This is a genomic window from Pseudomonas sp. TWP3-2, from assembly GCF_049897765.1.
In the GTDB taxonomy this organism is placed as follows: Bacteria; Pseudomonadota; Gammaproteobacteria; order Pseudomonadales; family Pseudomonadaceae; genus Aquipseudomonas.
The window spans coordinates 21,622-36,668 of the sequence record NZ_JAFCWW010000033.1; the positions used below are offsets into that span (position 1 = coordinate 21,622).

Annotated in this window: 12 protein-coding genes; 10 read left to right on the forward strand and 2 right to left on the reverse strand. The window is 58.4% G+C overall.

The genetic code is table 11. The features are described 5' to 3' along the window. Nucleotides 1-35 precede the first annotated feature (35 nt). From fadB to ACP7EE_RS26725, 6 genes are all read left to right on the forward strand, one after another. Nucleotides 36-2,183 (forward strand): fatty acid oxidation complex subunit alpha FadB, encoded by a 2,148-nt coding sequence (gene fadB, locus ACP7EE_RS26700; protein ID WP_426237972.1) that lies wholly within the window; start codon nt 36-38, stop codon nt 2,181-2,183. Nucleotides 2,184-2,215: 32 nt separating this feature from the next. Continuing rightward, entirely contained in the window at nt 2,216-3,391 is a 1,176-nt protein-coding gene (gene fadA / locus ACP7EE_RS26705; protein WP_010456360.1) for an acetyl-CoA C-acyltransferase FadA, read from the forward strand. A 98-nt stretch (nt 3,392-3,489) separates the two neighbouring features. Further along, entirely contained in the window at nt 3,490-3,726 is a 237-nt protein-coding gene (locus ACP7EE_RS26710) for a DUF1653 domain-containing protein (RefSeq protein WP_095165329.1), read from the forward strand. Between the two features lie 114 nt (nt 3,727-3,840). Further along, entirely contained in the window at nt 3,841-6,486 is a 2,646-nt protein-coding gene (topA, locus tag ACP7EE_RS26715; RefSeq protein WP_426204114.1) for a type I DNA topoisomerase, read from the forward strand. Nucleotides 6,487-6,655: 169 nt separating this feature from the next. Then, nucleotides 6,656-7,180, forward strand: coding sequence for a DUF6586 family protein (locus ACP7EE_RS26720; protein WP_426237974.1), 525 nt, complete (start codon nt 6,656-6,658; stop codon nt 7,178-7,180). Between the two features lie 105 nt (nt 7,181-7,285). After that, nucleotides 7,286-7,519: a hypothetical protein gene (locus tag ACP7EE_RS26725; RefSeq protein WP_420650694.1), complete on the forward strand. Its 234-nt coding sequence runs from the start codon at nt 7,286-7,288 to the stop codon at nt 7,517-7,519. A 74-nt stretch (nt 7,520-7,593) separates the two neighbouring features. Here the strand turns inward: ACP7EE_RS26725 and sulA are convergent, their stop codons facing one another. Both sulA and lexA read right to left on the reverse strand, forming a co-directional pair. Then, a complete protein-coding gene (gene sulA / locus ACP7EE_RS26730) occupies nt 7,594-8,067 on the reverse strand; it encodes an SOS-induced cell division inhibitor SulA (RefSeq protein ID WP_426237976.1) in 474 nt (157 codons plus the stop codon). Between the two features lie 10 nt (nt 8,068-8,077). Beyond that, nucleotides 8,078-8,686, reverse strand: coding sequence for a transcriptional repressor LexA (gene lexA / locus ACP7EE_RS26735; protein ID WP_420650646.1), 609 nt, complete (start codon nt 8,684-8,686; stop codon nt 8,078-8,080). Between the two features lie 229 nt (nt 8,687-8,915). Here lexA and ACP7EE_RS26740 point away from each other — a divergent pair, with 229 nt between their 5' ends. The 4 genes from ACP7EE_RS26740 to ACP7EE_RS26755 all read left to right on the forward strand — a co-directional run bounded on the left by ACP7EE_RS26740 (nt 8,916) and on the right by ACP7EE_RS26755 (nt 14,895). After that, nucleotides 8,916-9,623 (forward strand): TetR/AcrR family transcriptional regulator, encoded by a 708-nt coding sequence (locus ACP7EE_RS26740; RefSeq protein WP_420650647.1) that lies wholly within the window; start codon nt 8,916-8,918, stop codon nt 9,621-9,623. Between the two features lie 159 nt (nt 9,624-9,782). After that, nucleotides 9,783-10,793 carry a beta-N-acetylhexosaminidase gene (gene nagZ, locus ACP7EE_RS26745; protein ID WP_426204110.1) on the forward strand — a complete coding sequence of 337 codons (1,011 nt, stop codon included), beginning with the start codon at nt 9,783-9,785 and terminating at the stop codon, nt 10,791-10,793. 12 nt (nt 10,794-10,805) lie between these two features. Then, entirely contained in the window at nt 10,806-11,543 is a 738-nt protein-coding gene (locus ACP7EE_RS26750) for an S-methyl-5'-thioinosine phosphorylase (RefSeq protein ID WP_426204108.1), read from the forward strand. A gap of 58 nt (nt 11,544-11,601) precedes the next feature. After that, on the forward strand, nt 11,602-14,895 hold the full coding sequence (locus ACP7EE_RS26755; RefSeq protein ID WP_426237978.1) for an SNF2-related protein: 3,294 nt from the start codon (nt 11,602-11,604) through the stop codon (nt 14,893-14,895). Nucleotides 14,896-15,047: the final 152 nt, after the last annotated feature.

Sequence of the window (15,047 nt, forward strand, 5' to 3'; positions counted from 1 at the left end):
GTACTGTTCAGCTTCCATATCGTGGAGATCAGTTGATGATTTACGAAGGTAAAGCCATCACGGTTAAAGCTCTTGAAAGTGGCATCGTCGAATTGAAATTCGACCTCAAGGGTGAGTCCGTCAACAAGTTCAACCGTCTAACCCTGAACGAACTGCGTCAGGCCGTAGACACCATCAAGGCAGATGCTTCGATCAAGGGCGTGATCGTCAGCAGTGGCAAAGACGTATTCATCGTCGGCGCCGACATCACCGAATTTGTCGAGAACTTCAAGCTGCCGGATGCGGAGCTGGTTGCTGGCAATCTCGAAGCCAACAAGATCTTCAGCGATTTCGAAGACCTCAACGTTCCGACTGTCGCCGCGATCAACGGCATCGCCCTCGGTGGCGGTCTGGAAATGTGTCTGGCGGCGGACTACCGCGTCATGTCCACCAAGGCCAAGATCGGTCTGCCGGAAGTCAAACTGGGCATCTACCCGGGCTTCGGCGGTACCGTGCGTCTGCCGCGCCTGATCGGTGCCGACAACGCCATCGAGTGGATTGCCGCCGGCAAGGAAAACCGTCCTGAAGACGCGCTGAAAGTCGGCGCAGTCGATGCCGTGGTTGCTCCCGAGAAGCTGCAAGAAGCTGCCCTGGAGCTGATCAAGCGCGCCATTTCCGGCGAGTTCGACTACAAGGCCAAGCGCCAGCCGAAGCTGGAAAAGCTCAAGCTGAACGCAATCGAACAAATGATGGCTTTCGAGACCGCCAAAGGTTTCGTGGCCGGTCAGGCTGGCCCGAACTACCCGGCGCCGGTTGAAGCGATCAAGACCATCCAGAAGGCTGCGAACTTCGGTCGCGACAAAGCGCTGGAAGTCGAAGCTGCCGGTTTCGTCAAACTGGCCAAGACCTCTGCCGCGCAGAGCTTGATCGGTCTGTTCCTGAACGATCAGGAACTGAAGAAAAAGGCCAAGGCCTACGACGAAATCGCCAAAGACGTGAAGCAGGCCGCCGTACTGGGCGCTGGCATCATGGGTGGCGGTATCGCTTATCAGTCGGCCTCCAAAGGCACGCCGATCCTGATGAAGGATATCAACGAGCACGGTATCGAGCAGGGTCTGGCTGAAGCCGCCAAACTGCTGGTTGGCCGCGTTGATAAAGGTCGCATGACTCCGGCGAAAATGGCTGAAGTGCTCAACGGCATTCGTCCGACCCTGTCTTACGGCGACTTCGGTCACGTCGACCTGGTGGTTGAAGCCGTGGTAGAGAACCCGAAGGTCAAGCAAGCGGTACTGGCTGAAGTTGAAGACAAGGTCAAAGAGGACACCATCCTCGCGTCCAACACCTCTACCATCTCCATCAGCTTGTTGGCCAAAGCCCTCAAGCGTCCGGAAAACTTCGTCGGCATGCACTTCTTCAACCCGGTGCACATGATGCCGCTGGTGGAAGTGATCCGTGGCGAGAAGTCCAGCGAGCTGGCTGTCGCCACTACCGTTGCCTACGCCAAGAAAATGGGCAAGAACCCGATCGTCGTCAACGATTGCCCAGGCTTCCTGGTCAACCGCGTACTGTTCCCGTACTTCGGCGGTTTCGCCAAATTGGTCAGCGCCGGTGTGGACTTCGTCCGAATCGACAAGGTAATGGAAAAATTCGGCTGGCCGATGGGCCCGGCATACCTGATGGACGTGGTCGGCATCGACACCGGTCACCACGGTCGTGACGTGATGGCTGAAGGCTTCCCGGATCGTATGAAGGATGACCGTCGTTCGGCCATCGACGTGCTGTACGAAGCCAAACGCCTCGGCCAGAAGAACGGCAAGGGCTTCTACGCCTACGAAACCGACAAGAAGGGCAAGCAGAAGAAAGTCGCTGACCCATCGGTTCTGGAAGTGCTCAAGCCGATCGTTTACGAGCAGCGCGAAGTCACTGACGAAGACATCATCAACTGGATGATGATCCCGCTGTGCCTGGAAACCGTGCGCTGCCTGGAAGACGGCATTGTTGAAACCGCCGCCGAAGCCGACATGGGTCTGGTTTACGGTATCGGTTTCCCTCCATTCCGTGGCGGTGCCCTGCGCTACATCGATTCCATCGGTGTTGCCGAGTTCGTTGCCCTGGCTGACCAGTACGCTGATTTGGGCGCGCTGTACCACCCGACCGCGAAACTGCGTGAAATGGCCAAAACCGGCCAACGGTTCTTCGGTTAAGCGTCCCAACTTTTGAGCGAGAGTGAAATTTTATGAGCTTGAATCCAAGAGACGTCGTGATTGTCGACTTCGGTCGTACTCCGATGGGCCGCTCCAAGGGCGGCATGCACCGCAACACCCGCGCCGAAGACATGTCGGCGCACCTGATCAGCAAACTGCTGGAACGCAACGTCAAGGTTGATCCTAACGAAGTCGAAGACGTGATCTGGGGCTGCGTCAACCAGACCCTGGAACAGGGCTGGAACATCGCGCGCATGGCGTCGCTGATGACCCAGATCCCGCACACTGCTGCCGGCCAGACCGTCAGCCGCCTGTGTGGCTCTTCGATGAGCGCTCTGCACACTGCCGCGCAAGCGATCATGACCGGCAACGGTGACGTGTTCGTGGTTGGCGGCGTCGAGCATATGGGCCACGTGAGCATGATGCACGGTGTCGATCCGAACCCGCACATGTCGCTGTACGCGGCGAAAGCCTCGGGCATGATGGGCCTGACCGCTGAGATGCTCGGTAAAATGCACGGCATCACTCGCGAACAACAGGACGCTTTCGGCGTGCGCTCGCACCAGCTCGCTCACAAAGCGACTTTGGAAGGCAAGTTCAAAGACGAAATCATCCCGATGCAGGGCTACGACGAGAACGGTTTCCTGAAACTGTTCGACTACGACGAAACCATTCGTCCGGAAACCACCCTGGAAAGCCTGGCGGCGTTGAAGCCAGCCTTTAATCCAAAGGGCGGCACCGTGACTGCCGGTACTTCGTCGCAGATCACCGATGGTGCTTCGTGCATGATCGTGATGTCGGCGCAGCGTGCGCAGGATCTCGGCATTCAGCCATTGGCGGTAATCCGTTCGATGGCGGTGGCGGGTGTGGATCCGGCAATCATGGGCTATGGTCCGGTACCGGCTACCCAGAAAGCACTGAAGCGTGCGGGCCTTGGCATCAACGATATCGACTTCTTCGAGCTCAACGAAGCTTTCGCTGCACAGGCTCTGCCAGTGCTGAAAGATCTGAAAGTACTCGACAAGATGAACGAGAAGGTTAACCTGCACGGCGGCGCGATCGCCCTGGGTCACCCGTTCGGTTGCTCCGGTGCACGGATTTCCGGCACTTTGCTCAACGTGATGAAGCAGAATGGCGGCACCTTCGGGGTTGCTACCATGTGCATTGGTCTCGGCCAAGGCATCTCCACCGTCTTCGAACGCGTCTAAGCGTCTTGTCGATGGAAGCCGGGGCCAAGTGCCCCGGTTTTTGTTTTTGTGGATTTATTTTGTTTTTATTTTGAAAAAAATTGAGGGAGGGCCAAACCATGCCGATACAACCTGGGCTCTACCAGCATTACAAAGGTCCGCAGTACCGCGTTTTCAACGTCGCGCGGCATTCCGAGACTGAAGAAGAAGTAGTGTTTTACCAAGCCCTGTATGGCGATTACGGCTTTTGGGTGCGTCCCTTGAGCATGTTTCTGGAGTCCGTCGAGGTTGACGGCGAGCAGGTCCCACGCTTTGCTTTGGTGCAAGCCGAACCAAGCCTTTTTTCCAGGCCATAAGGCGAGTGCGCGCAATACCCTGCGCTTGACCTCACCTTGTAGCCACTATATATAGCGGTGCCGCGTCAGGCGCCAACCGCCTTTCACTTCTAGAATTCAGGAATTTTCTGATCCATGGGCAAATCGCTGGTCATTGTGGAATCCCCGGCTAAGGCCAAGACCATCAACAAGTATCTGGGCAACCAATACGTGGTGAAGTCGAGTATCGGCCATATCCGAGACCTGCCCACCAGCGGTTCGGCTAGCGCCAGCAAAGAGCCAGCCGCCAAGCGCGGCAAGGCTGCCGCAGGTGAAGCGCCGGTGCTCACGCCGAAAGAGAAGGCGCGCAAGCAGCTTGTCTCGCGCATGGGTGTCGATCCCGATCAGGGCTGGAAAGCCCAGTACGAGATCCTCCCGGGCAAGGAAAAGGTCATAGAAGAGCTGCGCCGGCTCGCCAAAGATGCTGACACCATCTATCTCGCAACCGACTTGGATCGCGAGGGGGAAGCCATTGCCTGGCACCTGCGCGAAGCCATCGGTGGTGATGACAGCCGCTACAAGCGCGTGGTGTTCAACGAAATCACCAAGAAGGCGATTCAGGAAGCCTTCTCCAAGCCGGGCGAACTGGACATTGACCGCGTCAATGCTCAGCAAGCGCGTCGTTTCCTCGACCGCGTTGTTGGCTACATGGTTTCGCCGCTGCTCTGGGCCAAGATCGCTCGTGGTCTGTCCGCCGGTCGCGTGCAATCGGTAGCCGTGAAGCTGGTGGTTGAGCGTGAGCGTGAAATTCGCGCGTTCAACCCGGAAGAGTACTGGGAAGTGCATGCCGATCTCGGCACCACCAAAGGCTCGACCGTACGTTTCGAAGTGGCACGTGAGAAGGGTGAAGCCTTCAAGCCGCTCAACGAAGCGCAGGCCATGGGCGCGCTGGAGAAGCTCAAGTCTTCCAGCTACAGCATCGTCAAGCGCGAAGACAAGCCGACCAGCAGCAAGCCGTCGGCACCTTTCATCACCTCGACTCTGCAACAGGCCGCGAGCAACCGTCTGGGCTTCGGCGTGAAGAAAACCATGATGATGGCCCAGCGTCTGTACGAAGCCGGCTACATCACTTATATGCGTACCGACTCGACCAATCTCTCGGCTGATGCCGTGACGATGGCGCGCGAATACATCGAAACCGAGTTCGGCAAGAATTACCTGCCGGAAGCGCCGAACGTCTACAGCAGCAAGGAAGGCGCACAAGAGGCTCACGAAGCAATTCGTCCATCCGACGCCAACACCACGCCAAGCAAGCTGGCTGGTATGGAGCGCGATGCTGAGCGCCTCTACGAGCTGATCTGGCGCCAATTTCTGGCTTGCCAGATGCTGCCGGCGCAATACCTGTCGACCACCGTCACTGTTGCTGCCAGCGAATTCGAGCTGCGCGCCAAGGGCCGCATCCTGAAGTTCGACGGTTATACCCGTGTCATGCCGCAAATCGCCAAACCGGGCGATGATGACGTTCTGCCCGACATGGCGCAGGGCGATGTGATGAAGCTGATCAAGCTTGATCCGACCCAACACTTCACCAAGCCGCCGGCGCGTTATTCGGAAGCCAGCCTGGTGAAAGAAATGGAAAAACGCGGCATCGGTCGTCCTTCGACCTACGCAGCGATCATTTCAACCATTCAGGATCGCGGCTACGTGACCCTGCACAACCGTCGTTTCTATTCGGAAAAGATGGGTGACATCGTCACCGAGCGTTTGTCGGAGAGCTTCTCCAACCTCATGGACTACGGCTTCACCGCTGGCATGGAAGAGAACCTCGATGACGTGGCTCAGGGTGAGCGCGACTGGAAGAATGTGCTGGACGAGTTTTACGGCGACTTCAAGAAGAAGCTCGAAGTAGCCGAAAATCCGGAATCCGGCATGCGTGCCAACCAGCCGGTAATGACCGATATTCCGTGCACCACTTGCGGTCGTCCGATGCAGATTCGTACCGCATCGACCGGCGTGTTCCTCGGTTGCTCGGGTTACAGCTTGCCGCCGAAAGAGCGCTGCAAGGCCACCGTCAATCTGGTGCCGGGCGATGAAATCGCTGCGGACGACGAGGGTGAGTCGGAATCGCTGGTACTGCGCGGCAAGCATCGCTGCCCGATCTGCAGCACGGCGATGGACGCTTACCTGCTCGATGAGAAGCGCAAGCTGCACATCTGCGGTAACAACCCGGACTGCGCTGGCTACGAAATCGAAGAAGGCAGCTACCGGATCAAAGGCTATGAAGGCCCGAGCCTGGAATGCGACAAGTGCGGTAGCGAGATGCAGCTCAAGACCGGCCGTTTCGGCAAGTTCTTCGGCTGCACTAACGCGACCTGCAAGAACACCCGCAAACTCCTGAAAAGCGGTGACGCAGCGCCGCCGAAGATGGATCCGGTGAAGATGCCTGAGCTGAAATGCGAAAAGGTCAACGACACCTATATCCTGCGCGACGGTGCTTCTGGTCTGTTCCTCGCTGCCAGTCAGTTCCCGAAAAACCGCGAGACGCGTGCTCCGCTGGTGCTCGAGATTCTGCCGCACAAGGACGAGATTGATCCGAAGTATCACTTCCTGTGTGACGCTCCGCAGAAGGATCCTGATGGTCTGCCAGCGGTAATCCGCTACAGCCGCAAGACCAAGGAGCAATACGTGCAGACCGAAGTCGACGGCAAGCCTACCGGCTGGAAGGCTTACTTCGATGGTGGCAAGTGGACCGTTGACGACAAACGCACCGCCGCGAAACCCGCGAAAGCCGCCAAGGAATGATCGGTTGATCTGATCATTGGCCGATCAAATCGGCCAGCGCTAAAAAAGCCGCATGACGACCCTCGGGTTTTCATGCGGCTTTTTGGTTTTGTGCTTGCGGTCGGATTGGCTGATCCCCGACACTGTCCGGCCTGTGTGAAGCAATTATTTCGTTGTGGAGGCTGCCGTCATGGCCCACGAACTCTATACCCGCACCAACCAGAAAATCTACTTCGCCGGCCTGTCGCTCGAAGCCTTGGCCAGAGCCGAAGACGGGCGGGCGATGAATTCACCAGCGCTGATGCAGGCCGGGCGTGAATCGGCGCTGTTTCATCTTTATGGGGCGTTGCTGGGCCTGTGTCATGAAATCGCCGGGTTCTACCGGCTACCGCAGGCCAGTGCGCCGCGCGCCGAAGCGTTGTTGAACCGTGAAGTGCTGGAGTCGATCGCGATTCCGGAACTGTCCGAGATGATCGAGCTGGCGGGTAATCGGGAAACCTGGCTGGCGCAATTGCTGGCGGCGCATTCAGCGTTGTTTCAGCCGCCGCGCGCGCCACGTAAACTCAAGGGCGACGTAACGCAGCCGTTGATTCAGGCGGTTAACCTGGATGAGGAAAACACGCCAGAAGAGTTGAGTCGCGAAGAACTGGAGAGCTGGCGGCAGAACCTCAAGGGTCTGGCTCTGCGTTTTCGTGAAGGCTTGAACGAGTGCTGAGGAGGCGTGGCCAGAGCCGACGAGATGCATGCTGCTGGTCAAGATCCTGAGCGAAGCCTGAATGATGTCTATATAATCGCTGCCTTTCGTGGAGAACAGACCTACATGCCAACGTCCTTTCTAGAAATTGTCGAATTACCAGACGGCCGAATCGAGCTGCGCAGAGCTGAGGACGAAGGTACTTTGGTGACTCTGGATTTCTCCGAGGATGCCAAGGCATTCCTGCAAGGTCAGCACGTGGAAATCGCCAAGGCGATGTTGAGCGTCGGCGTGCAGATGGCAGGTCGTATGGTTGAAGGCGAGTTTGACAAGGATGAGGGGACGCGGGTTCTTCACTGACTCCCGACCCAGTAGATCGGCTTCTCTGTCCCTTGAGAAGCCATGCGCTTCACACAGCGCGCTTTATTGCTGAATCAACCCAAACGAATATTCAAACTCTGAGCGTCCCCAGTACGGGCGGCGCTGATCAGTTGTTGCCGTGAGCCTGTGTTCAATGGGTTCAACCAGGTCACCACAGTGTGGCTGCGACCCAGACGCAATGCTTCACAAGCCAGTTGCTGGGCAGTCTGCATGCCGCGCGGTTGCAGCAGCAGGATGCGCTCGCGATTCAATCCGGCTTCGCGCAGCCAGGTCTGGGTCAGACTGGCCGGTGGAGCGATCAGGGTGAGCCAGCGAGCGTCCTGATTGTCACTCAGTTCGCGCAAGATCGGGGCCAGCAGGTTCAGGCAGTTCCCGGCAGCACCGCGCAGTGACAGCTCACTGAACACTTCGGGTTCGGCGATCCATGGACGCTCGACCACATCTTTCAGGATCGGCGCCATGGGTTGTGCCAGAAACGCTTCGAACAACGGCAGTTGTGTTTGCTGAGGTGTGTGTGGGAACTGCATAAAGCCTCCTTTAGCGACGGATTACGCCGACACTCAAGCCTTCGATCACCAGTTCCTGATCTTTCAGGTTGACTTCGATAGGGGCGAACTCAGGGTTTTCGGCAATCAACCAGACCTTGCTGCCGTCACGCTTGAAGCGTTTGACCGTCACTTCATCGCCAATGCGGGCAACGACCACCTGGCCGTTACGCGCTTCGCGTGTGGTGTGAACAGCAATCAGGTCACCGTCAAAAATCCCGATGTCCTTCATGCTCATGCCGTGCACACGCAACAGGTAGTCAGCGCGTGGATGGAAGAAGGCCGGGTTGATGTTGCAGGATTCTTCGATGTGCTGTTGGGCGAGAATCGGCGCACCGGCGGCGACCCGGCCGATGATTGGCAAGGTCGAGTCGTCGGCCTTGGCTTCGAAGCCTGGAATGCGAATCCCGCGCGAGGCGCCGGGAGTCATCTCGATAGCGCCCTTGCGGGCCAGTGCTTTCAAGTGTTCTTCGGCGGCGTTGGGCGATTTGAAGCCCAGTTCCTGAGCGATCTCCGCGCGGGTAGGCGGGTAGCCGTTGTCTTCAAGGCAACGTTTGATGAAGGCCAGAATTTCGGCTTGGCGTGGCGTCAGTTTAAGCATATTGATCGCTCTGTCTTTTTATACAGTGACTGGGATTATATACAGTGAAGCGGTCTTGGCAATGGCCGTTTTTTGTCATGCCGCCGGACGGTCGATGACGGCGCAGATTCCAGTGTCGTCCTTATATGGTTAAATAACTGACCGACCATTCCCAAAACGAACACGCAGGGTTGACAAGGCATAGGCTGAAACGTATGTTTCAAACAAGTGTTTGTCAGGCGGAGTAGCCATGGCCCAGTCGGAAACCGTTGAACGCATTCTTGATGCTGCCGAGCAGTTGTTCGCGGAGAAAGGTTTCGCTGAAACCTCATTGCGTTTAATCACCAGCAAGGCCGGGGTCAACCTGGCGGCGGTGAACTATCATTTCGGCTCGAAGAAAGCGCTGATTCAGGCGGTTTTCTCTCGCTTCCTTGGACCGTTCTGCATCAGCCTCGACAAAGAGCTGGAGCGGCGTCAGGCCAAGCCTGAGAACAAGCCGACGCTTGAAGAGCTGCTGGAAATCCTCGTCGAACAAGCCTTGGTGGTGCAGCCACGCAGCGGCAACGACTTGTCGATTTTCATGCGGTTGCTCGGTCTGGCATTCAGTCAGAGCCAAGGCCACTTGCGGCGTTATCTGGAAGACATGTACGGCAAGGTGTTCCGTCGCTACATGATGCTGGTCAATGAAGCCGCGCCGCGTATTCCACCGATCGAGCTGTTCTGGCGTGTGCACTTCATGCTCGGTGCCGCAGCGTTCAGCATGTCCGGCATTAAAGCGTTACGTGCGATTGCTGAAACAGACTTCGGCGTCAACACTTCCATCGAGCAGGTGATGCGCTTGATGGTGCCGTTCCTCGCCGCCGGCATGCGCGCCGAGACCGGCGTCACCGATACTGCCATGGCCAGCGCACAACTGCGTCCGCGCAGCAAAACCGCTCCGGTGCCTGCCAAGGTTTGAAACGTAAACGAGTGGGCGCGGCTGTGGACATCCGCTAAGCTAGCCGCCCATGCCAACTCTCGTTCTGAACCCGCTTACCATTGAAATCGCCGTCCTGCCGGGCCATGTGCCCGGCGGCGATTTTTTGTGGGGCGGGTTTTTTGTTATCAAGGAATTTTTATGACTGCTGGCCTGCAAGGCTCGTTGATGGTGGACGTCGCCGGTACTTGGCTGACGGCCGAAGATCGCCAATTGTTGCGCCAGCCCGAAGTGGGCGGCCTGATCATCTTTGCGCGCAACATCGAGCATCCGCGTCAGGTGCGCGAACTCAGCGCGTCGATCCGTGCGATTCGTCCTGACCTGCTGCTGGCGGTGGACCAAGAGGGCGGCCGCGTCCAGCGTCTGCGTCAGGGCTTCGTGCGTCTGCCGGCCATGCGCGCAATTGCCGACAACCCGAATGCTGAATACCTCGCCGAGCAGTGCGGCTGGATCATGGCCACCGAAGTGCTGGCCGTCGGACTCGACCTGAGCTTCGCCCCGGTGCTGGATCTGGATTACCAGCGCAGCGCCGTGGTCGGCACCCGCTCTTTCGAGGGCAACCCGGAGCGCGCCGCAACGCTCGCTGGCGCATTCATCAAAGGCATGAACAGCGCGGGCATGGCTGCCACCGGCAAACATTTCCCCGGTCACGGTTGGGCCGAAGCCGATTCCCACGTAGCGATTCCTAACGACGAGCGCAGCCTCGACGAGATCCGCGCCAACGATCTGGTGCCATTCGCCAGGCTGAGCAAACAATTGGCCGCCGTGATGCCGGCCCACGTTATCTACCCGCAAGTCGACCCACAGCCTGCCGGTTTCTCCCGGCGCTGGTTGCAGGACATTTTGCGCGGCGAGTTGCAGTTCGACGGCGTGATCTTCAGCGATGACCTGTCGATGGCCGGCGCGCATGTGGTCGGCGATGCCGCCAGTCGTATCGAAGCGGCCCTCAGCGCCGGTTGCGACATGGGTCTGGTATGCAACGATCGCGCAGCGGCCGAACTGGCCCTGAGCGCGGCTCAACGCCTGAAAGTCACACCGTCTCCGCGCATTGCGCGGATGCGCGGCCAGGCTATCGCCAGCACCGAATACCGTCAGGATCCGCGTTGGCTGACCGCTGTCGGCGCGCTCAAAGACGCTCAACTGATTGATTAAGGATTTTTCGCTATGACGGTTTACGCAATCATCGGTGGCACCGGCCTGACCCAACTCGAAGGCTTGAGCATTCGTCAGTCGCTGGCAGTGGACACCCCCTACGGCGCGCCATCGGCCGAGGTGCAGATCGGCGAATACGCCGGCAAGGAAGTACTGTTCCTCGCCCGTCATGGCCATCCGCACCGCTTCCCGCCGCACAAGGTCAACTACCGCGCGAACCTGTGGGCGCTGAAGCAGGCCGGGGCCGAAGCGATCATTGCAGTCAACGCGGTCGGCGGGATTCACCCGGCGATGGGCACCGGACATTTCTGCGTCCCGCACCAGATCGTCGACTACACCAGCGGTCGCGAACACACCTATTTCGCTGATGATCTGGAGCACGTCACACACATCGACTTCAGCTTTCCTTACAGCGAGCCGTTGCGCCAGCAATTGATCGCCGCATTGGCTGCCGAGGGTTGCGAGTACAGCGATCAAGGCGTGTACGCCTGCACCCAGGGTCCGCGTCTGGAAACGGTGGCCGAAATTGTGCGTCTGGAGCGTGACGGCTGCGACATCGTCGGCATGACCGGCATGCCGGAAGCGGCGCTGGCGCGTGAGTTGGAGCTGGATTACGCCTGTCTGTCACTGGTGGTCAACCCAGCGGCGGGCAAGACCACCGCGGTGATCACCATGGCCGAAATCGAGCAGGCACTGCATGACGGCATGGGCAAGGTGAAATCGACCTTGGCGCGCGTACTCAAGGGCTGAGTTTCAGCGGCTCGAAACGGACTTCATCATTCACCCGCGATCAATCGGCGTAGATTCCATGATGACAATCACTGAACACCTGGATGCGCAACCTTGGGCAAATATGTTCAGTAACCGCACTCTGGACAAGGCGCGTCTCTACGCCGACGAGCGACGGGTGGAGATTCGTCAGATCGATGAGCAGGTGATTTTCGCGACGTGCCTTGGCTCCGAGCGGCAGAGATACGATCAGATCATTGAACTCGTCAAAAGTCCGACCGGACGCTGGGAGCTCATGTGTTCATGCACCTGCCCGATGGGGTCCGATTGCAAGCACTGCGCCGCCACCATCTATCACCTGCAGGATCAGCCCGTAACGGCCACTGAAAGCATCCCGCAAGTCCACTTGAGCCGTGAATTGGAACGCTGGCTCGCCGATATCCCTTCTGCAAACAAGTCTGACGCTGAGCCTGCGCAAGCAGCGGGCACGCGTCTGGTGTACCAGCTCAGGCCAACGTCCGTCGCGGGCAAGTGGGCGCTGGAAATTTACCGCGCCCAGCAGCTCAAGACCGGTGAGTTGAAAGACATTAAACAGATGTACTCGCTGTCGGACATGCTGATGCGCGAACCCGGTTACCTGACGGAGCTGGATCTGCGGATTGCCCGACTGTTGGTCGCTGTCTATTCCCATCACGCCTATCACGGCGGCTACATGTTGCAGGGCAGCAGCGGTGCAGAACTGCTTGAAATGCTGGTGAAAACCGCGCGACTGTTCCTCGATCTCAAGCGCTCGCAGCCATTGAGATCCGGCGAGAAGAGAGCAGGGCAGTTCGCTTGGGCCGAACAATCCAACGGTAGCTTCCGCCCGCAGTGGAGCAGCGAAGAAGCGGCGGTGGAAACGGTACTTGCCCTTGAGCCGCTGTACTACCTGGATCACGAGCGCCTGCAAGTCGGACAGTTATTCACTGGACTTGATGAAAAACTCGCGTGTCACCTTTCGTTGGCGCCGGATATCCCGGCCCACCAAGCGATGCAGTTCAGTCATCGAATGAGCGCGACCACTCAAGTTATCCCGCCGCATGTTTTGACCGTACGGATCGTCGAGGGAGTCATGCCTCAGGCGCACCTGACACTCGCCAGCGGCAAGCGCTACGTGAACTGGAAATATGAGCCGGAGCATCGCGCAGCATTGGCGTTTTCCTATAACGGTCATCCCGCCGTGGACAGGAATCCGGAAGTGTTGGTCCTGTCGGGTAACGAAACCCAGCGCATCCAGCGTAATCCCGTCGCCGAGAAAGTCCTGCGCCAACTCATGCAGAAGCACGGCTTCAAGAAAGCCACGCGCAAGAGCAACCTGGATCGCCCCGGCGAAATGTTCACACTGCCCGACGATCCAGCGTGGCTCGCGTTCATGCAGGACGGCCTGGAAGTTTTGCGCGAGGCGAACTGGCAGGTCGAGATCGCCGACGGTTTCCAATTCAACGTGCAGCCAGTCGAGCACTGGTACGCAGACGTTGAGGAGGAGGCGGGGCACCAATGGTTTGATCTGCAATTGGGCATCGTCGTCAACGGTAAACGTCACAGTCTGTTGCCGATTCTGCTGCACCTGTTGCGCACGCAACCGAAATTGCTCGAGCCTTCCAGCCTGGCTGAGCGCGACGATGACGAACAACTGTTGATCGAACTGGGTTTCGGCCGTTGGGGTTCCACCGACACCACCAAAGTCGCCCTGCCTTACGGCCGGATCAAACCGCTGATGGCCACGCTCGGTGAATTGTATCTGGGCAATCATCAGGGCGATGCATTGCGCCTGAGTGCTCCGGATGCCGCGCGTTTGAGCGTGTTGGAGGGTGTTGATCTGGTCTGGCAGGGCGGCGAGCGCCTGCGCAGCTTTGCCCAGAGACTGCGCGAATCGACCTACGCGCAGGTAGCGGCTCCGAAAGGCCTCAAGGCAACCCTGCGGCCTTATCAACTCGAGGGGCTGAACTGGATGCAGACCCTGCGCGAGTTGGGCGTCGGTGGCATTTTGGGCGATGACATGGGGCTGGGCAAAACCCTGCAAACCCTGGCGCATCTGCTCACTGAAAAGCACGCCGGACGGCTCGATCGTCCGGCCCTCGCTGTGATGCCCACCAGCCTGATCCCCAACTGGCTCGACGAGGCGCTGCGCTTCACTCCGCAGCTCAAAGTGCTGGCGCTGCATGGCGCGGCGCGGCAAAAAGATTTCGCCAGCCTGGCGCAATACGATCTGGTGTTGACCACCTACGCACTGCTGCCGCGGGATCTCGAGGTATTGCAGGCGCAGGGGTGGAGTGTGCTGATTCTCGACGAAGCGCAGAACATCAAAAATCCGGTCAGCAAAGCGGCTCAGGCTGCCCGCGATTTACACGCGGACCAACGTCTGTGCCTGAGCGGCACACCGCTGGAAAACCACCTCGGCGAACTCTGGTCGCAATTCCATTTCCTGCTGCCCGGCTGGCTGGGTGACAACAAAAGCTTCAATCGCGACTACCGCACGCCGATCGAGAAACATGGCAACGCCGAGCGCATGCACCATCTGACGGCGCGGATTAAACCCTTCCTGCTGCGGCGCAAGAAAGATCAGGTGGCAACCGAGCTGCCACCGAAAACCGAAATCGTGCATTGGGTTGATCTCAGCGACGGGCAGCGCGATGTTTATGAAACCGTGCGCGTGGCTATGGACAAAAAAGTCCGCGACGAAATCAGCCGCAACGGCGTTGGCCGCAGTCAGATCATCATTCTCGATGCGCTGCTCAAGCTGCGCCAAGTGTGTTGCGATCTGCGCTTGCTGAAAATGCCGCTCACGGCAAAAGCGCTGCGGGCCGGTAGCGGCAAACTGCTCAGCCTGATGGAAATGCTCGAAGAGTTGCTCAGCGAAGGGCGCAAGATTCTGCTGTTTTCGCAGTTCACATCGATGCTGGCGTTGATCGAGGAAGAGTTGCAACAGCGGGGGCTTGGCTACTCGTTACTGACCGGTGAAACCACGGATCGGCGCACGCCGGTCAAGGATTTCCAGAGCGGTAAGGTGCCGCTGTTCTTGATCAGCCTGAAGGCCGGCGGGACGGGTCTGAATCTCACTGCTGCGGACACCGTGATCCATTTCGATCCGTGGTGGAACCCGGCGGTGGAAAATCAGGCGACCGACCGTGCCTACCGGATCGGGCAGAACAAACCAGTGTTCGTCTACAAACTGATTGCTCGCGGCACGGTCGAGGAAAAGATCCAGGCATTGCAGCAAGAGAAAGCTGCATTGGCCGGCGCGGTCCTTGAGGGCGGGACCACTGGCGGCTGGAAGCTCGAGCAGAGCGACATCGAGGCGTTGTTCGCGCCGCTGCCTGTTTCCAAAGATTGATGGCCTGAGTCTGAGGCCATTATCTGAGGGCCCCATCGCTGCATTGGTATCTACACATCTCCCGATCCTGGTCTATAAAGGGACGGCATGGATATCAAATGACTGGGCTAGATGCCCGCCTGATAAAACGATACGACGAGTTAGTCATGGGA